Origin of the sequence: Thalassolituus marinus, from assembly GCF_020320395.1 — a bacterium.
In the GTDB taxonomy this organism is placed as follows: domain Bacteria; phylum Pseudomonadota; class Gammaproteobacteria; order Pseudomonadales; family Oceanobacteraceae; genus Venatoribacter; species Venatoribacter marinus.
Genome location: NZ_JAEDAH010000011.1, coordinates 1 through 22365, shown reverse-complemented (window position 1 = coordinate 22365; position 22365 = coordinate 1). Strand labels below are relative to the sequence as shown.

At 52.0% G+C, this 22365-nt stretch carries 27 protein-coding genes and 1 tRNA gene; 15 read left to right on the top strand and 13 right to left on the bottom strand.

Going from position 1 to position 22365, the window contains the following annotated elements; translation table 11 throughout:
* Positions 1-9 precede the first annotated feature (9 nt).
* The 5 genes from I9W95_RS02810 to I9W95_RS02790 all read right to left on the bottom strand — a co-directional run bounded on the left by I9W95_RS02810 (position 10) and on the right by I9W95_RS02790 (position 3602).
* A complete protein-coding gene (locus I9W95_RS02810) occupies positions 10-801 on the bottom strand; it encodes a flagellar hook assembly protein FlgD (protein ID WP_225671628.1) in 792 nt (263 codons plus the stop codon).
* Positions 802-814: 13 nt separating this feature from the next.
* Positions 815-1261: a flagellar basal body rod protein FlgC gene (gene flgC / locus I9W95_RS02805; protein WP_225671626.1), complete on the bottom strand. Its 447-nt coding sequence runs from the start codon at positions 1259-1261 to the stop codon at positions 815-817.
* A gap of 2 nt (positions 1262-1263) precedes the next feature.
* A complete protein-coding gene (gene flgB, locus I9W95_RS02800) occupies positions 1264-1662 on the bottom strand; it encodes a flagellar basal body rod protein FlgB (protein ID WP_225671624.1) in 399 nt (132 codons plus the stop codon).
* 177 nt (positions 1663-1839) lie between these two features.
* Positions 1840-2661 carry a CheR family methyltransferase gene (locus I9W95_RS02795; RefSeq protein ID WP_318653585.1) on the bottom strand — a complete coding sequence of 274 codons (822 nt, stop codon included), beginning with the start codon at positions 2659-2661 and terminating at the stop codon, positions 1840-1842.
* Between the two features lie 17 nt (positions 2662-2678).
* Entirely contained in the window at positions 2679-3602 is a 924-nt protein-coding gene (locus I9W95_RS02790; RefSeq protein ID WP_225671621.1) for a chemotaxis protein CheV, read from the bottom strand.
* A 94-nt stretch (positions 3603-3696) separates the two neighbouring features.
* Between I9W95_RS02790 and flgA the strand changes: the two genes are divergently transcribed.
* From flgA to hsdR, 9 genes are all read left to right on the top strand, one after another.
* Positions 3697-4404 (top strand): flagellar basal body P-ring formation chaperone FlgA, encoded by a 708-nt coding sequence (gene flgA / locus I9W95_RS02785; RefSeq protein ID WP_225671619.1) that lies wholly within the window; start codon positions 3697-3699, stop codon positions 4402-4404.
* A 91-nt stretch (positions 4405-4495) separates the two neighbouring features.
* Complete coding sequence (gene flgM / locus I9W95_RS02780; protein ID WP_225671617.1) at positions 4496-4795, top strand: flagellar biosynthesis anti-sigma factor FlgM; 300 nt, start codon at positions 4496-4498, stop codon at positions 4793-4795.
* Between the two features lie 12 nt (positions 4796-4807).
* A complete protein-coding gene (flgN, locus tag I9W95_RS02775) occupies positions 4808-5278 on the top strand; it encodes a flagellar export chaperone FlgN (RefSeq protein WP_225671615.1) in 471 nt (156 codons plus the stop codon).
* Between the two features lie 24 nt (positions 5279-5302).
* Positions 5303-6043, top strand: coding sequence for a flagellar brake protein (locus tag I9W95_RS02770; RefSeq protein ID WP_225671614.1), 741 nt, complete (start codon positions 5303-5305; stop codon positions 6041-6043).
* A gap of 64 nt (positions 6044-6107) precedes the next feature.
* Positions 6108-6183: transfer RNA gene (locus I9W95_RS02765), tRNA-Arg, on the top strand.
* Between the two features lie 155 nt (positions 6184-6338).
* Entirely contained in the window at positions 6339-6758 is a 420-nt protein-coding gene (locus tag I9W95_RS02760) for a hypothetical protein (protein WP_225671612.1), read from the top strand.
* A gap of 13 nt (positions 6759-6771) precedes the next feature.
* Entirely contained in the window at positions 6772-6975 is a 204-nt protein-coding gene (locus I9W95_RS02755; protein ID WP_225671610.1) for a hypothetical protein, read from the top strand.
* A gap of 166 nt (positions 6976-7141) precedes the next feature.
* Positions 7142-7732 carry a hypothetical protein gene (locus I9W95_RS02750; RefSeq protein WP_225671608.1) on the top strand — a complete coding sequence of 197 codons (591 nt, stop codon included), beginning with the start codon at positions 7142-7144 and terminating at the stop codon, positions 7730-7732.
* Positions 7733-7819: 87 nt separating this feature from the next.
* On the top strand, positions 7820-10318 hold the full coding sequence (gene hsdR, locus I9W95_RS02745; RefSeq protein WP_225671606.1) for an EcoAI/FtnUII family type I restriction enzme subunit R: 2499 nt from the start codon (positions 7820-7822) through the stop codon (positions 10316-10318).
* Here the strand turns inward: hsdR and I9W95_RS02740 are convergent.
* Positions 10315-10455 (bottom strand): hypothetical protein, encoded by a 141-nt coding sequence (locus tag I9W95_RS02740; protein WP_225671604.1) that lies wholly within the window; start codon positions 10453-10455, stop codon positions 10315-10317. The two genes, hsdR and I9W95_RS02740, sit on opposite strands and share 4 nt — an antisense overlap.
* Positions 10456-10485: 30 nt before the next feature.
* On the opposite strand from I9W95_RS02740, the gene I9W95_RS02735 reads away from it, so the two are divergent.
* The 3 genes from I9W95_RS02735 (at position 10486) to I9W95_RS02725 (ending at position 14207) form a co-directional block, all read left to right on the top strand.
* Positions 10486-11952: a type I restriction-modification system subunit M gene (locus tag I9W95_RS02735; protein WP_225671602.1), complete on the top strand. Its 1467-nt coding sequence runs from the start codon at positions 10486-10488 to the stop codon at positions 11950-11952.
* Between the two features lie 82 nt (positions 11953-12034).
* The gene (locus I9W95_RS02730; protein ID WP_225671600.1) at positions 12035-13768 is read left to right on the top strand and encodes a restriction endonuclease subunit S; all 1734 of its coding nucleotides are present in this window, start codon (positions 12035-12037) and stop codon (positions 13766-13768) included.
* A gap of 22 nt (positions 13769-13790) precedes the next feature.
* Complete coding sequence (locus I9W95_RS02725) at positions 13791-14207, top strand: hypothetical protein (RefSeq protein ID WP_225671598.1); 417 nt, start codon at positions 13791-13793, stop codon at positions 14205-14207.
* Positions 14208-14226: 19 nt separating this feature from the next.
* Here I9W95_RS02725 and I9W95_RS02720 read toward each other — a convergent pair whose 3' ends face one another.
* The 7 genes from I9W95_RS02720 to I9W95_RS02690 all read right to left on the bottom strand — a co-directional run bounded on the left by I9W95_RS02720 (position 14227) and on the right by I9W95_RS02690 (position 20545).
* Positions 14227-14706, bottom strand: coding sequence for a PIN domain-containing protein (locus I9W95_RS02720; protein WP_225671596.1), 480 nt, complete (start codon positions 14704-14706; stop codon positions 14227-14229).
* On the bottom strand, positions 14706-15749 hold the full coding sequence (locus I9W95_RS02715) for a helix-turn-helix domain-containing protein (RefSeq protein ID WP_225671595.1): 1044 nt from the start codon (positions 15747-15749) through the stop codon (positions 14706-14708). Before I9W95_RS02715 ends, I9W95_RS02720 begins: the two co-directional genes overlap by 1 nt.
* A gap of 1192 nt (positions 15750-16941) precedes the next feature.
* The gene (locus I9W95_RS02710; RefSeq protein WP_225671593.1) at positions 16942-17376 is read right to left on the bottom strand and encodes a hypothetical protein; all 435 of its coding nucleotides are present in this window, start codon (positions 17374-17376) and stop codon (positions 16942-16944) included.
* Between the two features lies 1 nt (position 17377).
* Positions 17378-17971 carry a DUF6036 family nucleotidyltransferase gene (locus I9W95_RS02705; protein ID WP_225671591.1) on the bottom strand — a complete coding sequence of 198 codons (594 nt, stop codon included), beginning with the start codon at positions 17969-17971 and terminating at the stop codon, positions 17378-17380.
* A gap of 162 nt (positions 17972-18133) precedes the next feature.
* Complete coding sequence (locus I9W95_RS02700) at positions 18134-18610, bottom strand: hypothetical protein (RefSeq protein ID WP_225671589.1); 477 nt, start codon at positions 18608-18610, stop codon at positions 18134-18136.
* Positions 18607-19314 (bottom strand): OmpA family protein, encoded by a 708-nt coding sequence (locus I9W95_RS02695; protein WP_225671587.1) that lies wholly within the window; start codon positions 19312-19314, stop codon positions 18607-18609. The genes I9W95_RS02700 and I9W95_RS02695 overlap by 4 nt, the downstream gene beginning before the upstream one ends.
* Positions 19307-20545 (bottom strand): hypothetical protein, encoded by a 1239-nt coding sequence (locus tag I9W95_RS02690; protein WP_225671585.1) that lies wholly within the window; start codon positions 20543-20545, stop codon positions 19307-19309. The genes I9W95_RS02695 and I9W95_RS02690 overlap by 8 nt, the downstream gene beginning before the upstream one ends.
* A 137-nt stretch (positions 20546-20682) precedes the next feature.
* On the opposite strand from I9W95_RS02690, the gene I9W95_RS02685 reads away from it, so the two are divergent.
* The 3 genes from I9W95_RS02685 to I9W95_RS02675 are packed head-to-tail and all read left to right on the top strand — an operon-like array spanning position 20683 to position 22263.
* Positions 20683-21003 (top strand): YbjQ family protein, encoded by a 321-nt coding sequence (locus tag I9W95_RS02685; protein WP_225671583.1) that lies wholly within the window; start codon positions 20683-20685, stop codon positions 21001-21003.
* Positions 21003-21464 (top strand): YbjQ family protein, encoded by a 462-nt coding sequence (locus I9W95_RS02680; RefSeq protein WP_225671582.1) that lies wholly within the window; start codon positions 21003-21005, stop codon positions 21462-21464. The genes I9W95_RS02685 and I9W95_RS02680 overlap by 1 nt, the downstream gene beginning before the upstream one ends.
* The gene (locus I9W95_RS02675) at positions 21451-22263 is read left to right on the top strand and encodes a M48 family metallopeptidase (RefSeq protein ID WP_225671580.1); all 813 of its coding nucleotides are present in this window, start codon (positions 21451-21453) and stop codon (positions 22261-22263) included. The genes I9W95_RS02680 and I9W95_RS02675 overlap by 14 nt, the downstream gene beginning before the upstream one ends.
* The last annotated feature ends 102 nt before the right edge of the window (positions 22264-22365 follow it).

Sequence of the window (22365 nt, the reverse complement as noted above, 5' to 3'; positions counted from 1 at the left end):
CCGTCCGAACTACTCATCCAGAATCTGTTTAATCTGATCCATTGAAGCGGACTGTCCGCCTGCCAGGTTCAGAGTGACCGAACCGCCAGCGCTCATAGTGACGCTGTCGACGCGGGAGCTCATCTGCATACCGAAGTCTTCTGACTGACCGGCGACATTACCGCTGAGCTTGAATACATATTCACCTGCTGGGTATGGCACGCGGATTGGCTCGCCATAATCGTCCAGCACTACCTCACCCTCATCGTCGGTGTAAAACTCCTGACGATTGAGAGAATCGAGATCAATGTCCTGAATCTCACCATCGATCATCAGATTCTGACCATCCCAGCGAACAGACATAGGACCTTCGCTGCGAGTACCCAGTGAGAACTGCTCCAGCAGCTGACCGTTCTCATCTTCGATGGTCAGCATCATGTTGCTGGTTGAATCCGGAATATCGGCAAAGCCACTGACGATACCGCCGTTCAGCAGCAAACCGGTGTCATTACCTTCCACAATCACCGACTGGCCAACCAGGCTGGAAGCCTGCAATGCCGAAGTTGATGTGAAATTAGAGCTCATGGTCTCGGCTGTGGTATTCAGCTGGCCGATACCTTCAACTGTTGAAAACTGGGCCAGCTGAGCAACAAACGCCTGGTTGTCAGTAGGCTCCAGCGGATTCTGGTTATTCAGCTGTGCAACCATCAGCTCGAGGAATGCATCACGGCCGAGTTCATTGTCTTTGGTCTCGCTGGCACTGGAGTTGGTCTGATACTGACTCAGAACTTCAGAGTTTGAGGAAATACCGTCAATTGCCATGGCTAAGCTCCCCTTATTGTCCCAGTGTCAGCGTACGCTGAAGCATTTGTTTGGCCGTTTTCAGCACCTCGACGTTCATCTGGTAGCTGCGGGATGACGACATCATGTCGGTCATTTCTTCTACGATGTTCACGTTCGGGTAGTAAACGTAGCCGTCTTCGTTGGCCATAGGATGATCCGGTTGAAAGCGCTGCTGCAGTGGCGCGTCTTTTTCTACAATACCCATCACCTGTACACCGGAACCGATGCCACCTTCGATGGCCTCAAACTGATTCTCGGCGTTCACTTCGGTGAAAGTTTTCTGCATCACCGCAAACCACGGCTTGCGCGCACGGTAGGTTTCATCAACAGAGCTGGAAGCACTTTCCGCATTGGCGATGTTACTGGCGGTGGTGTTAATCCGGATGGATTGGGCATTCATGCCCGAGCCGGCGATATCAAATACGTTACTCAGTGACATAATTATTCTCCCCGGATCGCGCCTTTCATACCTTTGAACTTACTGCTCAGAAATTCAAAGCTGGCGTTGTAATTGAGAGCATTGCGGCTGTAGATCGCCTGCTCCATCTGCGAGTCCACGGTATTGCCATCAATGGATGGCTGAATCGGGTTACGGTACAGCAGATCTTCATCCGCACTGCCCTGAGCAGCGAGGTGACCAGAGTGCGTGCGATTCATGCCCAGGCTACGCTGACTGGCCACTTCACCGGCCAATACCGCCTGAAAGTTAATGTCACGCGCCTTGAATCCTGGGGTATCTGCGTTGGCCAGGTTGTTAGCCAGAATTTCCGCACGGGTGGCACGCAACTGCATCGCTGCAGGATGGACACCTAAGGCATTGCTGAAATTGATTGCACCCATAATCCGATACTCGCTTCATGACTATGGATTTGTATTAGCAACCCCTGTGCCAAAACTATTTTCCTATACATTTCAACAGGTTATGGATTTTCAGGGCGGTAATCAGCAGCGGCAACGGCAAGGCATTTCCTGCCGGCGGCAATCAGGGAAAGAAAAGGGAAAACGGGCGGTAATGGCTTACCGCGCGCGATAGACAATGCCAGGGTGGCATTGAATCATTTCGTAGTAATCACTCAGGTTATTCATCGCCTCGGAAGCACCCAGCATCAGGTAACCGCCCGGATTAAGGCAACTATGCATACGCTTCAGAATGTCGTACTTCAGATCCGCAGAAAAATAGATGAGTACATTACGACAGAAGATAATGTCGAATTTACCCAGCAAGCCAAAGCTCTGCTGCAGATTCTGCGAACGAAAGTCCACTCGCGCCCGAATCGGATCCTTTACGCGCCAGCGCTCGTTATCCAGCACATCAAAGTAAGTTTTCAGATGCTGATCATTCATACCGCGACGAATAGCCAGCTGCTGATACACCCCTTCCTTCGCTGCCGCTAAAGCACTTGGTGAAATATCAGTCGCCAGAATGCGCTCGCCCGTGACCAGCTGCCCCGGATTCTTACGCCGGAACTCTTCAATTTCGATACTCAGAGAGTACGGCTCCTGTCCGGTAGAACAGGCAGAGGACCAGATTTTCAGCGGCCGGCGATTTGCCGCCACTTCCGGCAACAGGCGGTCGCGGAAAATACGATACGGATGATCGTCACGGAACCACAGGGTTTCGTTGGTGGTCATGGCATCGACAACCTGCTCCAGCAGGCTGCGATTGCGCTCCATCGCACTGAGCAATGACGTCACTGAATCCAGCGCCTCGCGCTCCATCATCCGACGGAGGCGACTGGTAACGAGATACTCCTTACCTTCTCCCAGCATAATGCCGCTGTTTTTCTCCAGCACTGCCCGGAAACGGTTGTATTCGTCGACCGACATGTCTTTCATCATAGTAAGACCTGGTACCTCTATTGTGCACTGATCCGGCTGGCGACCCGTTCAGCCAGAATGTCCGGATCAAACTTGGCAATAAAGTCGTTGGCGCCGACCTTTTCCACCATCGCTTTGTTGAACACACCACTGAGCGATGAGTGCAATACGATAAAGAAATCAGACATTCGCGAATCGCTGCGTACCCTTGTAGTCAGGGTGTAGCCATCCATTTCCGGCATTTCAATATCTGAAATCATCATCATGTAATGATCGGTAACGCTTTCACCAGCATCGGCAATGCCCGCCAGATGCTCCCAGGCCTGCAGCCCGTCATTCAGCGCCACGACTTCAACACCGACATTCTGCAGACAGCGACTGACCTGCTTACGGGCAATTTTGGAGTCGTCCACAATAAGCACTTTTTTCTCACGTGCTTTGTTATGAACTTCCTCGGTCACCACACCTTCACTGATTTCTTCATTGATTGGCGATACCTCGGCGAGGATTTTTTCCACATCAATGATTTCCACCAGCTGCTTTTCAACTTCAGTGACTGCCGTCAGATAGTGCTCACGACCAGTGCCCTTTGGTGGTGGATGGATATCCCCCCAGTTCATATTAATGATGCGCTCGACACCCGCCACCAGAAATCCCTGGGTTTTCAGGTTGTACTCGGTAATGATCACGAAGGCATTTTCCAGATCCTTCAGTGGTGCATTACCAGTAGCCATGCTCATATCCATAATCGGGATGGTGCCGGAACGGATATGCGCGACACCACGTACCACCGGATTACTGCCCGGCAGGATCGTCAGACGCGGGCACTGCAGCACTTCTTTAACCTTAAAGACGTTAATGCCGTAGACCTGACGACCGTTCACCCTGAACAGCAATAGCTCCAGACGGTTCTGGCCAACCAACTGCGTGCGCTGGTTAACCGTGTCCAATACACCTGCCATAACAAGCTCCCAAAGTAATCCGGCACGACCTTTGCTGAACCCAGAGGAACAGAGGTAAGAGCGCCGGATTAATGACATTCTCAGTTACCTGCTTATGAGCATAGTAGACAACCAGAAAAAACGTCGGATATTTGCAGTTATTTTCCTGAGCGTGGCGGCCCGGCTGGCCTGCGCTGAAACGACACCTGACTGGCGTACGCTGGTAAGCGGGCATTTACTGGACCGCTGGCAACAGGTTGCCGGAACAGACAGCCAGGCGAGCGTCAGTTTTCCGGGCCTGCCAGGCACCTATCAGCTGGCACATTGTAATAGTGACCTGAACATCAACCCGGTAAAGGCATTGCAACCGGGACGGAATGGCATTGAAGTCAGCTGTGCTTCGCCCTACTGGAAGCAACACCTGGCAATACAGCTGCACGTTTATCGCGAGGTCGCAATTCTGACTCAGGCCGTCTCCTCTGATGCTGTAATCAGCGCTGACGATATCCGTTACGTCAGCCGCGATACCGGCGAGCTGCATCAGGGCTTTTTCACCGTGGATGATGGGCTCAACGGCATGATCATGCGTCGCAGCCAGCGTGCCGGCACCGTAGTCTCAGCTAACATGGTGGAAGCCCCACTGGTGATAGAGCGTGGCGATGAAGTGCTGATTCAGGTAATGCGTCCCGGCATCCGGGTCGAGATGAAAGGAACTGCACTGGAGTCAGCTCGTGCCGGGGAAAGGCTGCGGGTTCGTAACAATCAGTCAGATAAGACCGTCACCGCCAGAGCGGTCCGCGCGGGATTAGTACAGGTTAGATAAAAAGCCAAAAAAAAAGTTAAAGTTCGGTTTCAGGCGGCCGATAACAACTATGCAGGAGTGTATGATGCCAAATTGGCTGGGAGATTTATCTATGAATATCAATAAGTTAACCGGTGGATTGAACTCAGGTTCACAGACCCGGAACGAGCCTGTCAGTAAAGAACCGAACAGTGCTGCCAAAGCTCAGAGCAGTGCCACCTTTACTGATCAGGTAAAGCTGAGTGCCAGCACAAAGAGCATTCAACAGATTGAAGCTGAGATCAGGGACATGCCGGACGTGGATGACGCGACCGTAGAACGGATTCGTGGCGCGATAGAGCGCGGAGAGTACAAAATCGATTACGAGAAACTGGCAGGAAAAATGCTTGATTTTGAGGACGACCTCAACTGAAAGTGACATGCCATGAGCATCGATACTGAAAGCCTCGCCAGTCTGATGGCTGAGGAACTGACTCTTGCACAAACTATCTTTGACCTGCTGACCCGGGAAAAGACCGCCCTGAAGGACAACGATCTCCCTGCCCTTCAGGCACTGCGTCAGCAGAACGCCAGTCATCTGACTGAACTGAAGCGGGTTGCCGCTCAGCGCCTGCAATGGCTCAGACAACACGACCTCCCCCACTCTGCTGCCAGCCTGGAACATCCTCTACTCGCACAGGCGGCAAATGTTCACCGCCTGTGGCAGGCACTGGAAGCTCAGTACCGCAGCAATCAGACACTGTCACAGCAGCTGTCTGAAATCGTCCTCACTGCCCGCCAGAGAACACTGCAGAAGCTCAGAATCTTGCGTGGCCAGCAGAATGATCCACACTTATATGACGGAAACGGTAAAGCCAGCAGCCTGGGCAAAGGGCAAGGCTACATTCAGGCATAAAAGTAAGCATTGGACAGAGACACAATGACAACGGACAGTAATCAGGAATTCCTGCTTGATGCCCCGGAAGACATTTACGGCGCATTACGCAAAATCGTTCTGATGAGCACACCGGTTAAAGTGCGCGTGGATGGCAGTGACGAGGAATATACATCGGCGCTGACCAGCACCGACCTGAAAAGCCGCAGCTTCTTTCTTGATAAGGTTATTCCGCAGCAAGGGAATGACCTGATCCGCAGCGGCAAACGCTTTAACGTTGAGTGTGACAGCCAGGGCGTGCGCATCGAGTTTCGCATGTCAGGCCGCCTCAAGTATCAACCGCAAAACGAACAGTACCGCGCCGAGTTCCCGGAAAAAGTGCTGTACCTGCAGCGCCGCACCGCCTACCGCGTGATGGTGCCACCGGCGCATCAGATTCTGCTGAAGATCAAAATGAACGACGGAGAAGGCGATCTTGCCGGACAGCTTAAAGACCTGTCATCCAACGGTTTTAAAGCAGCATTCAGTGGCAACGTGAAAAAGCGCCTGGAAGAGCAGCGCACCTTCGATGTTGCACGCATTCGTTTTAACCGCGAGAACACGCTGGATTTAAGTCTGGAAGCGCATCATATCTTTATTGATGATAACGGCCATACCGTCTGCGGCTTCTCCATCTCCATGATCTCGCCGATGGGACAACGCTACATAGACAAGCTGATCACCGAGTTTCAGTGGGAAGAGCGTCAGAACCGCGAGCAACAGGAAGAATCGTTGGGCGATGCCTGAGCATCATCAGCCCCTCGGGGCTGACAATCCTGTCTGCAGCCGCTAGAATCCCCGCACCTCCTGACTCCCTATAGCTCAACAGGATAGAGCAGGCGCCTCCTAAGCGTCAGATCGGGGTTCGAGTCCCTGTGGGGAGGCCATGTCTTATTTGAAATAATTGCTAAATCGAATGGATTCGTTATATGGCATTTAAAACTTCGCACACGCTAACTAGCGATACTGAGCACCGTAGAAACGCACAACAGCGTTACGACGAATATCGAAAGTCCGCGCTGGTAGCAACCAATAGCAGTCTTTGTCCGCCTGGGGTAACCGCACCGAGATAACCTATGCTGCACTTGAGTATATGGATCTTTGGGATGGATATGATCATCGCGAAGCCTATTGGAACTGGCGAAAACTAAAGCGCGACCATAGCAGACTGTACCCGAAGCGATTCGAAATTGTCCTTTGGGAAAATGATCGTCCAATTGGAGCGGCTATTGGCCGCACTACCTATAGCGGCGCTAAAACGCGTCTGGATGTCGTTGAAGGCATACCGAAAGATATGGGAGATCGTTCCAACATAGTAGAAACAATCCTCGGAACCTTCGAAATTTATTCAATTCTGATCGGTGCGACTGAAGTACGGGTCAAGCATCCAGTAAATCCCAAAGTGCGTGAGTCTATGCCAGGCACGAGTATCGTTATTGTGAGGCAGGCGGCTACATGGTAAGCGAGGCAATGTAATGGCAAAAACCACAAACATCACCAAAGAAAAAGCTAAACGCGGGATGACTCAGGAAGATACTAATGCACTGGCTCGGATTATTCGTGCTCGTTTATCCAAGGCTGGGGAAGGATTTAAAGAGCCTGCGGAGATTAGTTCAGGTGATCCAGACAAGCGGCGAGAAAAAAATAGACCCAAAACAGACAACAAGGACAGTTCATGAACAATAAAGGCTTATCAAGTGCGAAGGTCAGCGCACTTTCAGAGACTCAGAAACAGTACTCTGAGCTTAAGGAAGAAACTCCGCCGGAACAAGTCAGAACGCAAGCATCACTCGCCGCTGCCAGAATCAAGTCAAAATTGGAAAATCGAAAACGATAAGTAAGTCAGTGCTCTACTCTATTCACAACGACCGCAAGCACTACGCAGCCCTGGCTTTCGACTGGAAACAAATAGTCGCACTCTTCGGCGACTCTATGGAAACCCGTATCGACGTTAATCCAGCGCCGAACCGCTACGCCGCCATCTGGAATCCGGAAATCACCGTTAGTTTTGACCACTGCGGAGGTCTGACAGGCTCACAAATACCAGACATCGCTGAATATCAGGGCCGGTTATTTCTGAATGCAAAAGCCTATGGCATTCTGCATCCCCTGCTCGAAAGCGATGGAGAATGGCTGCCAGTAACCACAGAACAAGGACAAGGCTACCTGTTCAACCCGTTACGACTTGCCGAAGACAGCAATGCATTGGATGAATCCCTGTGCGTACGCAACGAATGGGACGATGTAGAGAATGTAGCCTTCCACGAACAGCAACTGGCCGGCATTCAGGCTTTCCGCACCGCCTTTGATGATTACGCAACGCTCTACTGTAAAGAGGCGATCAAAAACGCTATTGAGGCAAATCAGCTAAGCGGAATCCACACAACAGCAAGCCTGGGGCAACCCGCCGGCCTTGCCAGCAATGGCCCCCACTGACCAGCAACAGCCAAAGACTTCCCCGTTCGGTGCTCATTCAGTACACTGCTGTTAACTGATTTCTCATTTGCCAGCACCGGAACCTGCATGGATAAGCGCAGCCTGACCGAAACGGATATCCGCACCAAGTACATCACACCAGCCATTATCAGTGCTGGCTGGGATATCCAGACCCAGGTCTATGAAGAATTCTCTGTCAGCGATGGCCGTATCGTCGTACGTGGACGCATGCACAGCCGCCAGGCCCCACGTCGCGCCGACTACGTTCTCTGCTACCAGAAAGCCAAGCCCATTGCCGTTATCGAAGCCAAAGACAACAAGCACCGCGTTGGTGACGGTATGCAGCAAGCGATGGATTATGCCGAAAAGCTGGATGTGCCCTTCGCCATCAGCAGTAATGGCGATAGCTTCCTGTTCCGTGACCCACACGGACTGATCTACCCGCAAGTAGAAACCGAAATTGCTCTGAGCGAGTTACCAGGCCCGGATACCCTGTGGGCAGCCTATTGCCGCTGGAAAGACATCCCGGATGGCCAGGCAGCCATGAAGCAGCCTTATCAAGAAGAAGCCAATTCGCGCATGCCGCGCTACTACCAGATGGTGGCCGTCAATCGCACTATTGAGGCCATCGCCCGCGGACAGAACCGTATTCTATTAGTGATGGCGACCGGTACTGGCAAAACCCTAACCGCCTTTCAGATTATCTGGCGCTTGTGGAAATCGAAGCAGAAGAAACGCATCCTGTTTCTGGCCGACCGCAACATTCTGGTCGACCAGACCATGAACAACGACTTCAAACCCTTCGCTGGCGCCATGGCCAAGCTATCGCCACGGGGTGGTGGTATGGAACGCAACGGCAAAAAGCTGGATATCGAACTCGCCGTCAAAAAAGACAAAGACCGGGTCAATAAGGTCGATACCTCCTACGAGATCTACCTCGGCCTGTATCAGGCACTCAGTGGCACCGACGAAGAACGCAACGTCTACAAACAATTCACGCCTGACTTCTTCGACCTGATCGTGATCGACGAATGCCACCGCGGCAGCGCCGCAGAAGACTCTGCATGGCGGGCAATTCTCGAATACTTCGACAGCGCCACCCACGTTGGTTTAACCGCCACACCAAAAGAAACCAAAGAAGTATCCAACATCCACTACTTCGGTGAGCCCATTTACACCTACTCACTGAAACAGGGTATCGACGACGGCTATCTGGCCCCCTACAAAGTTATTCGTGTCGATTTCGATAAAGACCTGCAGGGCTGGCGTCCGAACAAAGGCCAGAAAGACAAAAGCGGCCAGCTGATCGACGACCGCATTTACAACCAGCGCGATTTCGACAAAAGCATCGTTATGGACCAGCGTACCCTGCTGGTTGCCCAGACCATTACCGAGTATCTGCGTAAAACCGACCCCATGCAGAAAACCATCGTCTTCTGCGAAAACATCGACCACGCAGAGCGTATGCGCCAGCTACTGGTTAACCTCAACCCGGAGCAGGTCGCCAAAAACCGTAAGTACGTTATGCGCATCACCGGCGACGACAAAGAAGGTAAAGCCGAACTTGACCACTTTATCGATCCGGAAGAACCCTATCCGGTTATAGCCTGTACCAGTAAGTTGATGACCACCGGCGTCGATGCCAAAACCTGTAAACTGGTGGTGCTCGACCAGCGCATACAGTCGATGACCGAGTTTAAACAGATTATTGGCCGCGGCACCCGTATCGACGAAGCCTACGGCAAGCAGTGGTTTACCATTCTCGATTTTAAGAAAGCGACGGAACTGTTCGCCGATGAAAAATTCGACGGCGACCCAGAACAGATATACATCCCCGGTAATAACGACGACATTCTGCCGCCCGACCCGACTAACGAAGGCGGCATAGAACAACCAACCGGCACCAATGAGCCGGAAGGTGAATACGACACCTCATCAGGTAATGGTGGTGCAGATACCGGAACCGGCCCCTGGGAACCCGGTGACGAGCCACGCGAGCCGAAGAAAAAATTCCGCATAGGCGACGTCGAATTCAGCATCATCGACCAGCGCATTCAGCATCTCGACAGCGATGGAAAGCTGATTACCGAAAACCTCACCGACTTCACCCGCAAGTCGGTGCAGGGCCATTACGCCACCCTCAGCGATTTCCTCAAACGCTGGAACGAAGCCGAACGCAAACAAGCGGTTATCGACGAACTGACCGCCCAGGGCGTTTCCTGGGACGACCTGATCGACGACCTTAAAGGCAAACTCGGCGACGAACCCGACCCCTTCGATGTGATTACCCACATCGTATACGGCCAGCCAGCCCTCACCCGCAAGCAGCGCGCCGTACAAGCCAAACGCCGGCGTAACATCTTCGACCGCTACAGTGAGCAGGCGCAAACCGTACTCGACACCCTGATCGACAAATACGCCGACACCGGCGTACAAAGCATCGAAGACATCAAGATTCTGCAGCTTCCCCCATTCGACAAACTGGGAACCGGCATGGAGCTGATCAACGCCTTCGGCGACAAAAGTGGCTACGAACAGGCGCTGCGAGAGCTGGAAAATACCCTCTACAACGACGAAGCCGGTTAAAATAGCTGCCATTCGCGCCAGAACCAGCGCACAGAAAATCCGTAGGAGCGGGCCATGCCCGCGACTAAAAGAATAGTGAAGAAGCGGGCCATACCCGCGAACAAAAACACAACAGATAACACGTAGGAGCGGGCCATGCCCGCGACCACAGAAGGTAAAACATCCCCATGAGCATCAGCACCGTAATCAAATCCATTCAGGACATCATGCGCAAAGACGTCGGCGTCGACGGCGACGCCCAGCGCATCGGCCAGTTAGTCTGGATGCTGTTCCTCAAAATCTACGACGACCGCGAACAAGAGTGGGAACTCTTTGACGACAACTACAAAAGCCCAATACCGACCGCTATGCGCTGGCGTAACTGGGCAGCTAACCCGGAAGGCATTACCGGCGACGAACTGAAAAATTTTATCGACGCCACGCTCTTCCCTGGCCTGCAGAACCTCGAAATTGCCGGCGACGAACGCGCCGCCGTGATTCGCAGCGTCTTCGAAGACGCTTACAACTACATGAAGTCTGGTCAGCTGATCCGTCAGGTCATCAACAAAATTCAGGAAGGCATCGACTTCAACAAGTCGCAACAGCGCCATGCCTTCGGTGATATGTACGAACAAATTCTGAAAGACCTGCAAAGCGCCGGTAACGCCGGAGAGTTCTATACCCCGCGTGCCGTGACCGAATTTATGGTCGACCGCGTCGATCCAAAACTCGAAGACAGCGTGATGGACCCAGCCTGCGGCACCGGCGGCTTTTTAACCTGCACCATCGAGCACAAGCGCAAACGCTATGTGCAGTCACCGGCAGACGAAAAAGTCCTGCAGCAGACCATACACGGCGTTGAGAAAAAGCCACTGCCGCACCTGCTGGCCACCACCAACATGATTCTGCACGGCATCGAAACGCCTGATCAGATTCGCCACGACAACACCCTCAACCGCCCTTACCGCGACTGGGGCCCGAAAGAGCGTGTCGACGTCATCGTGGCTAACCCGCCGTTTGGTGGTACCGAAGAAGACGGCATCGAAAACAACTTTCCGGCGGAGTTCCGCACCCGCGAAACCGCCGACCTGTTTATGGCCCTGTTTATCCGCCTGCTGAAAGACGGTGGCCGCGCCGCCGTGGTACTGCCCGATGGATTTCTGTTTGGCGAAGGCATGAAAACCCGCTTAAAAGAACGCCTGCTCAACGACTGTAACCTGCACACCATCGTGCGCCTGCCCAACGGCGTGTTTAACCCCTACACCGGCATCAAAACCAACCTGCTGTTCTTCACCAAAGGCCGCCCGACCGAACACATCTGGTACTACGAACACCCCTACCCGGCGGGTGTAAAAAGCTACAGCAAAACCAAACCGATGAAATTCAGTGAGTTTGAAACTGAAATTAACTGGTGGGGCAAAGAAGCCGACGGCTTTGCCACCCGTGTAGAAAACGAACAAGCCTGGAAAGTCAGCATCGACGACATCAAAGCCCGCAACTACAACCTGGATATCAAAAACCCACACGTCGGCGAGCAAATCAGCCACGACCCGGACGAACTGTTAGCGCAATACGCCGACCAGCAAAACGATATCCAGAAACTTAGAGACCAGCTGAAAGGCATTCTGGCGGCCGCACTGGGTGGAGGTAAGTGACCATGCACTACCAACACGCCTTTTTTTATAGCGTCGGAAAACCCTCCGCCATCGGTTCAGACTACGTTGCCGGGGGTAAGCCATGAGCACCACCCTGCTGAACAACCTCGAACTCTGGACCAGCACCGTCACCCCAAAATCCACCAGTGGGCGCGGCAGCAACAGTAAAATCGAACTGACCGGCATTAAAAAACTGCGTGAACTGATTTTAGAGCTGGCCGTACGTGGCAAATTGGTTGCGCAAAACCCAGAGGATGAGCCAGCCTCCGAACTGCTCAAACGCATCGAAGAAGAAAAGGCTCTGCTAGTAAAAGAAGGCAGAATCAAAAAGCCGAAAAAACTACCGCCGATAAGTGATAAGGAAAAACCGTTTGAACTGCCGCCGGGCTGGGAGTGGGTAAAACTGGGAAATATCTCTAGCTACGGTAGTCTCAACAAAGCTGAGGCGGAATCTACCGAATCCGACACATGGGTGCTCGAGCTTGAAGACATTGAAAAACAAACTTCTCGGTTAATTCAAAAAATTAGATTTTCAAACCGTGAATTCAAAAGCACTAAGAACGCTTTTGAGGCAAATGATGTTTTATATGGAAAACTACGGCCGTATTTAGACAAAGTCATCATTGCTGATGAAAGCGGCGTATGCACCACTGAAATTGTACCAATAACCTGTTTTTCAGGATTACAACCTCAGTATTTGCGATGGTTCTTAAAATCACCAAGATTTATCGAGTACGCTAATAGCTCCACACACGGTATGAATTTGCCTCGCTTAGGCACAGATAAGGCGGTATTGAGCAATATTGCCCTCCCCCCGCTCGCCGAACAACAACGTATCGTCGCCAAAGTCGATGAACTGATGGCCCTCTGCGACCAGCTGGAGCAACAGAGCGAACACCAACTCACCGCCCACCAGCAACTGACCGACACCCTGCTGGCAACGCTGACGGAATCGGCGAACGCACAAGAGCTGAATGACAACTGGCAACGCCTCGCCAACCACTTCGACCTGCTGTTCTCCGGCCCCATGGGCGCCTGGGCCATCGACCGCCTGAAAGACACCATCCTCCAGCTCGCCGTCATGGGCAAACTGGTCCCGCAGAATGCAGACGACGAACCGGCATCCAAACTGCTCGAACACATCGAAGAAGAAAAGGCCCGACTGGTAAAAGAAGGCAGAATCAAAAAGCCGAAAAAACTGCCGGCGGTAAGTGACGATGAAAAACCGTTTGAACTGCCGGTTGGATGGAAGTGGATTCAGCTAGGATTCCTTGGGCTTACCTCTACAGGAAAAACCCCATCAACATCTCAATCGCAATTCTTTGATGGAGAAATACCTTTTATAGGACCAGGACAAATTAGTCCATCGGGCTCAATTTTACCGCCAGAAAAGTATCTAACCGAAGCCGGAGTGCTTGAAAGTACGGAAGCACTACCCGACGACATACTGACTGTTTGTATTGGTGGGACAATTGGTAAATTAGCAATTGCGAAGCAACGTATGGCGTTTAATCAACAAATTAATGCAATTCGTCCGTTAGTTGTAGACCATTCATATATTTACCAAGCTGCCTCGACAGATGAGTTCAGAAATAGATTGCTAGATGCATCTTCTGGTTCAGCAACTCCAATCATTAATCGTTCAAAGTGGGAAGGTTTACTTTTACCCATTCCCCCACTCGCCGAACAACGACGCATCGTCGCCAAAGTCGACGAGCTATTCGCCCTCTGCGACCAGCTAAAAGACCGTCTGCAGCAAGCCAGCGAAACCCAGCTGAACCTCACCGACGCTATCGTTGAGCAGGCGCTGGCCTAACCAATAAAAAGGAGTTTCTGACATGCTGGGAGGACTGTTGATTGGCGTTGTGGGAATTATTATTCCGGCTTTTTTAGGCTTTCTTTTTACGGCCGTGCGTAAGGCACTAAAAGAACACAAGCCTGCGCAGCCCTCAGAGGCGCACCGTCAGTCCGCGCACAACCCGTTTATGCAGTCCATGACGGCAGAAGACTGGTCCGCGTTTGAACTGATTGTAAAAACAGTACGCGACACCCACCCCGAAGAACCCGACAAAGGCATATTTCTGCGCAACGCCTTTAAAGCATCGCTAGCCAACAGACCAACACCGCAAGGTGAGCTGTACCCTTGTGTATTTGGAAATTTTGGTAAGGATTACGCCGAACTTTTCCGGCGTTTTGAACAAGCCGTTAATCTGCGTCTGAACGACTTAAAGCGCGAAGCAAACAGCAATCGTTAAGTACGCTCAAGACTGGCGCTTACAGCTCCTCAAGCATGCTATTAGCTACATCCCAAGGTAAGCGGCTGCCTGCACCGCGCATTGCAGCGTAAGCCTCCAGCGCTTCCGCCTTGGTCAAAATGCCGTTAATCACCAGCTGATTAACAAGCCAGATAGTGCCTTTAACCAATACACCTTCTTTTGCAGCCGCTGTACGCAGGGCCTTATCGCCCGTCAGCAATGGACAGGACTTTTGTTTAGCCAGCGCCAGAGAAAAACAGTCGTACCGACTGGGGTCCGCGTAGCGGTTGATTAGATCGAACGCCAGCGTGATATGGGGCCCGTCTAATTCTGCGAGCTTTAACCCAAGCGACAGTAGCTCAGGATGATGTTCTGCCAACTCGTCGGTAAACAACATATCTGCTACCTGAAATTCAAATGGCAAATGGAACATCAGCTCCAGCAGCCCACCAGCGTCCATATCAATCAGTACATTGGCGTCACTGATAAGCACCTGCATTACGACACCATCATTCTGGCTTTTCGAAATTCGAACGACGACATTTTTAATAATTCAGCCGCCTTGGCATCGGACAAAATACCTTCTCCGGCAGCACGGTACACCAGCTGTTCAAACAGCATGGTGTGCTCATGTGGATAGGATTCCCCCGGTTCCTGGGTGCGCCAGCCCCGCCTTGAGAAGTCGATGCTCAGCTTTTTGTATAAACCCTCAGAGACGATATTAAGGTCTTTGCAGCGATACATTACGGCTTGCATGCTCAGGCCATATTCGTGCTTCAGCAGGTGCAATTCCTTCCAGTTCAGACTATGCCGTTCTTTGCCTATGCTGCTGACCACACTATCTGCCGGAAACAGAAAAGCACCAGCAAAGCGGTTACAGGCACGTTCTTCATCCATACCTTGGGGCAAACGGTCGTGCAGCATCAGGTGCCCGAGCTCATGGGCCAGAGTAAAACGCTGCCGGCATCCGGGCCAGCTGGTAGATACCACGATGACAGGCACACCTTCGATACTGGCCTGTAATCCGTCAATTTTATCGGCATGCTCCGAATCGGTGGTAATCACCAGAATGCCGTGGCTTTCCAGCAGGCCAATCAGGTCTCCGATGGCATCAATTCCCAGTCGCCAGGCTTGTCTTACCGCCAGCGCCACCGATTCGATATCGTCTATGGTCTGAATTGGCGGCATATGATCAGGCGCCACAAACGATTCCATAGGAAAATCTGGCCATAAATTGCGCAACTCGAACCAGCGCTCCGCCTGATCCAGTACATCAGCGGATACCCGATTCAGGATTTTCTGCGGGGTACTAGACTTCTTACGGTATTCCACTCCGCCCAATTGAATCATGTTAGGCCGGAAAAAATACTCAGTGCGCACCCCCAATGCCTTGCTGAGCGCAATCAACACGCCCGATGAGGGCATGCTTTCGTCATGCTCGTACTTTTTGATCATGGTGGCGCTGACACCAGATGCCTCACCGAGGTGCGCCATAGACAGACCAGAAGCGGCTCGGGCGCGCTTTAATCTCTCACCAATCATGGAACCTCCGGTTTATGAATTATATAAATTTTACAAAATTATAAACCAATCGAAACTCGACACATATAACATATTTACATATAGAACCACCTTAATATTCATCAAACACACAGAACGGAGTTCTACCGATAAACTGATCCCCTCCATACGTGCAGAGTTATAGTCACACCGAACGTCATCAATGGATTGCTCTATTAAGCAGTGCGCGAAACTTACGATCAAAGGCGGCGTAATTTGCAGGCCGCCAGAGGGCATTGGTATTAAAGCTACTCAGCCTGACGAATCGCTCTACGCTGCAGATCGAGCAAACCCTTTACTTTTTTTGGGGAAAGCCTGCACTCAGGCCCAATTTGCACAACAGCGCATCACGGTTGGTGGCGGTGTTTCCGCCTGATAAAAAGCCTCTGACTGCAGCTTGAAAAAGAGTTGGTGCAGCTCATCATGGCCAGTCGATTTATGTCCAGTGACTAAGCCAAATCAGTGCGCTATATGAATCCTTCAGAGCGGAATCAAGATTAAGTGTAGGAAGGCACCCTACCTTGCCCCCAGCCGGGCAATCCGTTTGCTGAACCCGGTAAACTGCTGACTGGCAACCAGGCCACGAACCTTCGGGACTATGCTCATCATTATACTGTTTAAATCACTCAGGTGGGCAACCCGTCTTTACCGCTAGTTTAATAAAGCGCTAATTCGTTCATCCTAAGCCGGAAGTCTACTGTAGAAAGACTGAAAGGTGTCTGGCAACTGAGCTAGCTTAAACAAGGAGTACCGTTTTTCTAACGTTGAAAATACCTTGCCTAAACCTTGCCTGTTTTCTGCCCAGAAAGTTTTTCATACCCCCACCCGTCTGAATTTGGGGGTATTTCTGGGGGTATTGAATAAGAAAAGATTACAAAAAAAGCCGGAAGAACTGAGATTCAGAAAGTAGTTCGGCCTCCTGTGGGGAGGCCATAGCTTATTTCAAAGCCATACAGAAACATCCAAAATCAAGCCACGACCCGCATAAATACTGAATCAAACATTCATAGCCGTCCACTAACCACCATAGACATCAACACATAACTGGGGGTATTTCAGGGGGGTATAAAAGTTCGGCCATGGCACTAACGGACGCAGCCTCCAGAGAGGCAAAGCCCAAACAAAAGCACTAGCGTAAGTTGCAAGCAACCAAGAGGCCTGAGGCGTGTTAAAACTACCCCGTCTGGCGATTCGCTCGCCGCTGTAGATCGAGCAAACCTTTTACTTTTTTGGGGTGAAAGCCTGCACTCAAACCCCATTTACGCGACAAAGCATCGCGGTTAGTTAGTGGTGGGGTTTCCGCCTGATAAAAAGGCTCTGACTGTAAAGGCATAGCCATAAGCTGCGATTGCAGGTTGGATAAGCTCTGGCGCAAGCGCTTACTGCGTTCTACGGGCATGGCGGCATTCATAGCAAAGAAATCGACCAGGTAAGCTGCTTTGCGACGCTCTTCCAGATCAAAGCCCTCCAGATCAAAGCCCTCCAGGTCAGGTTCCCAACCTTTGTTCCAGGCAGCGTCGGCCAGCAGGCACAGGCCATCCGCAGCGCTATCTAAAGAGGCGCTGCTCACAACCTGCAATAATACTTGCCGATAATCTTGATCTGTCATTTCAACTCTCCAGCTCCAGCAGCTGGTTTACCATAAACTCGATATTACCTTTAAGGCGCCGCTCATTGCCGACTGCGCCAATCAAGGCTTCTTCTGCGTGCTCTCGCAACTCTTCTGCGGTGAACTTACCTGCCTGATGAAGCGATATTATGTCAGTCTGGTCGTCAACTGCCAATCGATCCAGTTTGCTGACCGCCAGGTCAAGTGCTGTTACCACATACGCAATCAGAGGGTCTGAATCAGTGCCAAAAAGCGGTATGGCGTCATCCTGATAGTACTCCGATAGTAAACCAGAGATGGTCGGGGTGAAGGTATCATCCACAACCAGGGTTTTCTCAAGCCCATCATCATCCACATAAATAATGGTGATATCACCCAGCTCAAGTGCCTGTGCAGCCTCAAACTCAACGTCAATATCGCTTGAACCACGTGCATTCGTATGAATATGCAGGGCGGCACCGCCAAAGATATAAGCCCTATAGGTTCCAGGCTCTGCATCCGCTACTTGCTCGGATATGTCATCATTGATCTCCGCCATGGCCTGTATGATGGCTTGCCCCATCGGAGTGTCTGTATACAGTTTTTCGTTACCCATAGCCCTGATCATTCCGGCGATTTGTAACTCACTATAGCAACCTTGAAAGTTGCCCCCAACTTGTTATATCCCGGGTCTATTCGATATTTTTATATAAAAGTACAGGAGACCTCCTAGTTAGCAACGGGGAGGCCATATGTGAAAGCCATGTTCCTTTTAAAGCTACACAATCGGATAGAACGGATAGTGCTGCTGGAATTCCTGCAGCGAAAACTGCTCGCGAATCTGCTCGGAGAACTCAGCGCGGCGTAAACGCCGACTATCAATGCCCTGATATTGCAGCACCGCCAGGCATTCCAGACAAGCGCCGTGATCCTTGTGGGCACTCATAGCACCGGTGCCCGCATTCAGGTCATCGGTTTTATGGCGCAACGCCTGCACACGCTGACAATAGGCCAGATGATAGTCATCGCCATCACGCAGCCAGATGCGGGTATTTTTAAACGCCAGGGTTTTGTCTTTCAGTACGCGCAGACTGGCGCTGTGAATATCCAGCCCGGTTTCTTCCAGTGCTTCACGTTCGGCGTAGGTCAGCTGTTTTTCCGGGTCGAATAATTCGAACTCGCCATACTGATCCGTGCCCATACTCCGGCGTAAACGATTGAGGCCGGTATCCTGCAGGAAATCCGGCAGTTTCACAGAATCTTCTCCAGAATAGTGGCAATACGCCCCTCGGCATCGGTACGTACACGAAATTCTACGCGCCGCGAGCGATCACCATCCTCGACGCCATCAGTACTGCGAATAACTTTGGCGGAAGATAAACCATTCGCAGTGAGGTGTGATTTCAGCCAGTTTTTATTACCCGACATCTCCGGCAATTCCAGCAGAAAAGCCAGCGTCGAGCGGGTACGTTTCTGCGACAGATCCATATTGCGGATATAGGCATCATCGTCGCTGCTGGCACCAAACCAGGCGCTGGAGGTATGGCCTTCTATGCGCACTTCGAGAATATCGTCGCGGTATTTTTCACGGGTAATAATGCCGATATAACGCGGAAAGAAATCTGCCAGAATCGACTGAAATTCTGGTTTGATATCCGCCGCGCCTTTATCAAACAGCACTTCGCTGTTGTTAAAACGGAAGGTGAGGTCTTTATCCAGCTCTGCCCCCCAGCGCGCCATATCCGGCTCAAATTCGGCTTTTAAATCCTGATAAATCTGTACGCGCAGGTGGTCATAGAGAATGGCAACATCGCGGATTTTATTGCGTTCGGTTTCAACGTTTACCATGAACACAATGGAGATCAGCATGAACACCATCATCAGACCTGCCATCAGGTCGGATACCGCAACCCAATGGCCTTCCTGTTCTTTCAGCTGTTCGAGTTCATTTTCATTCATCGACGCGTTCTGCCATGTGCACCAGTCGCTGCAGTTTTTCGGTCAGAGGTGAGTAATCACTGACAAACTTCTCTGATAACGCGGTTAGCTGCATACCGAAGGATTTAAGCGCCTTATTCAGTTCTTCTTCCATGCTTTCATCAAGCACCGAAACCTGACGCTCTACCCGCTCACCAATACGCTGCAGCTGCTGCAAACTCTGGGTCTGCTGTTCCTGCAAACGTTCAGTACTGCCGGTTAAGGTATTGTGCAGCTGTACTTCAATTTTCTGCTGCATTTTGCCCAACTCATCCACCGCCCAGCGTTGCTGCGCCTGTACTGCATCGGCCATGCCTTTGGTCAGTGCGACTACCCGGTCTTCCAGTTTCGGCAGACCATCAGCGGCGTGATTGACCAGATCCGCCAGCGAACCAAGCTGCGCCTGCAGATTACTGCGCTGCGCTTCCAGGCCATTAAGCAGATCCTGCAACGACTCGGAAATGCCATTGAACGCGTTGGCATGCTTAACCATATATTCAAAGGCAGTACTGGCTTCTTTCATCGCGCCCGAGGTGCGCTCCTGTTCGCCAATCAGAGTACTCAGCTGCTCTTTGTAATTCTGCTGCCATTCCAGCATGGCTATCACGGACTGATTCAGACGTTTGAAGTTGTCACCGTACTGTTCGTTGATCTTGGTGTTGAACTCACGCATCACCATTTCAATCGCATGCACCAGTGCTTTGGCGTTGGCTTCCGCCTGCCGTTCCTGATAACTCTCAAGGGTGTTAATGACTTCGTTAAGGCGATCCAGACTCTGCAGATGCTGCTTACTCAGCTGTTTTGGCAGGCTGTCTTCGTTGCTGCTGCTGAACTGATCAGCCAGATGCTTAAGTGACGCATCCAGATCATCAATGGTGGCTACCCGGGTTTGTGCGGTTTCGCGGCGGCCGGTTTGCGCCATGGCAGCACGAATCTTCAGGGTCAGCGCCCCCAGCAAACCAACAATCGACGACCAGAAGGCGGTTTTCAGACCGTCCATCAGCTTCGGCACACTACCCTGAATATCGGCAGTGTCGAAGTGCCACAGACCAATAGCCACACCCAGGAAGGTACCAAAGATACCGATACTGGTAAGGATGTTCGGGGCGATTTCCGCTGTCCGGTTTGAGTAGCGGAAGGCATGGAAGTAGATGGTCAAGGCCAGAATGACGACCATCAGACCCAGCGTCCATCCGGAAAACTGCTCCATCATGTCAGTGGGCTCTCTGCGAATTATGTATATTACGATTAAGTCTAGTTCAGATTGGATGATTTGCTCTGGCGCTATAAAGGAGGTTCACATTGCCGCCATATCCGGGCTAAATAGCAGCATCAATCAGGAGAATGAGCATGCTGATCAGCAATATGGAAGTCGTGCCGGGCAAGAAGGTGGTTAAGCACCTGGGTCTGGTACAGGGCAGCACCGTACGCGCCAAACACGCCGGCCGGGACATCATGGCAGGTCTGAAAAACATCTTTGGTGGTGAACTGAAAGGCTATACCGAGCTGCTGTCCGAATCCCGTGATGAAGCCCTCAGCCGTCTGCAGCAACAGGCCGAGCTGCTGGGTGCCAACGCCATCCTGAATGTGCGCTTCTCAACCTCATCCATAGCCGCCGGTGCCTCAGAAATCTTCGTATACGGTTCGGCTGTGGTGGTGGAGGAACGCTGATGGGGCAGTTTGGTGTATTCCTGCTGCTACTGACCCTCGGCTACGTTTTCGGGCGCATGGCTGAAAGTCGCCATTATCGCAGCATTCATAAACGCGAAGCCCTGCTGCGACGGGTGCTGGTGTTGCCGGATAAAATGCCCCCGATTGAGTTCCAGCAGCACAACTCGACGCTGGTAACAGGCTCAGTGGTGATCTCTGTGGATTACTTCAAGACTATTGCCGCCGCCCTGCGTGGACTGGTTGGTGGTCGGGTAAACGCCTATGAAAGCCTGCTCGACCGCGCCCGTCGCGAAGCCATTCTGCGTATGCAGGAACAGGCCCGGCTGAAAGGGGCAAGTGCCGTGTTTAATCTGAAATTTGAAACCAGTCGTATTGGCGATAATGCCGGAAAAGCACTGGGTTCCGTTGAAGTGCTGGCCTACGGCACTGCTCTGATTCCACAGCGCCATGCCACTGCCTGAGCACAATCCCGATCTGCCTGATCACATCAACAACAGCAACCAGTCACCACTGGCAGATGTCGCCATTCTGCTGATTGGGGTAACCCTGCTGGTCGTGCTGTTCACCTTCCTGCTTATGAGCAGCGCCCGCTGGCTGGCACCTTTTGTGCCGTACCAGTGGGAAAGACAACTACTGGCCAGCAGCGGAAGCGGTTCGCAGGCCAGTGCCGAAGCCAGAGCTATGCAGGACCTGCTTGAGCGCATAGTAAGCCAGCAACCTGAACCACTGGAGATCACCCTGCACTGGCTGGCTGATGAGCCAACCCCGAATGCTTTCGCGACCGCTGGCGGCCATATTTTTGTCAGCCGTGGCCTACTGCAGCAGGTGCAGTCTGAAAACGGGCTGGCTATGGTTCTGGCGCACGAATACGCCCATATTGAGGCACGTCATCCAATGTCACTGATGCTGGAACAGATGAGCCTTGGAGCAGTACTGGCCTTGCTGGCTGGCGATGCCTCGGCAGCGGTTACCGGCCATGCCAGTCTGCTGACACTGTTATCCTTCAGTCGGGATATGGAGCGCGAGGCCGATATGCGGGCGCTGGCACTGCTGCGCAGCCACTACGGCCACAGCCGTGGCGCCGATGAGTTCTTCCGGTCCATGCACAAAACCGACGAAACGCCCACCCGCTGGCAGGCATTTCTGCAGACCCATCCGCTGACCGAAGAACACATAGAGACGATCAGACAACAAAGCACCGCCCAGCCACTGCCCGTAAAGCCGTTACCTGCTGTGCTGAAGGCTGTCCGCGAGCAATAAAAAGCCCCGCATTGGCGGCACTAGTGTCCCACAAATTTTCATTTGAACTTTTGTGGGATATTCCGGGCCCCTTGTCCTCATAGAGGGGCCTTCCGAAACGTC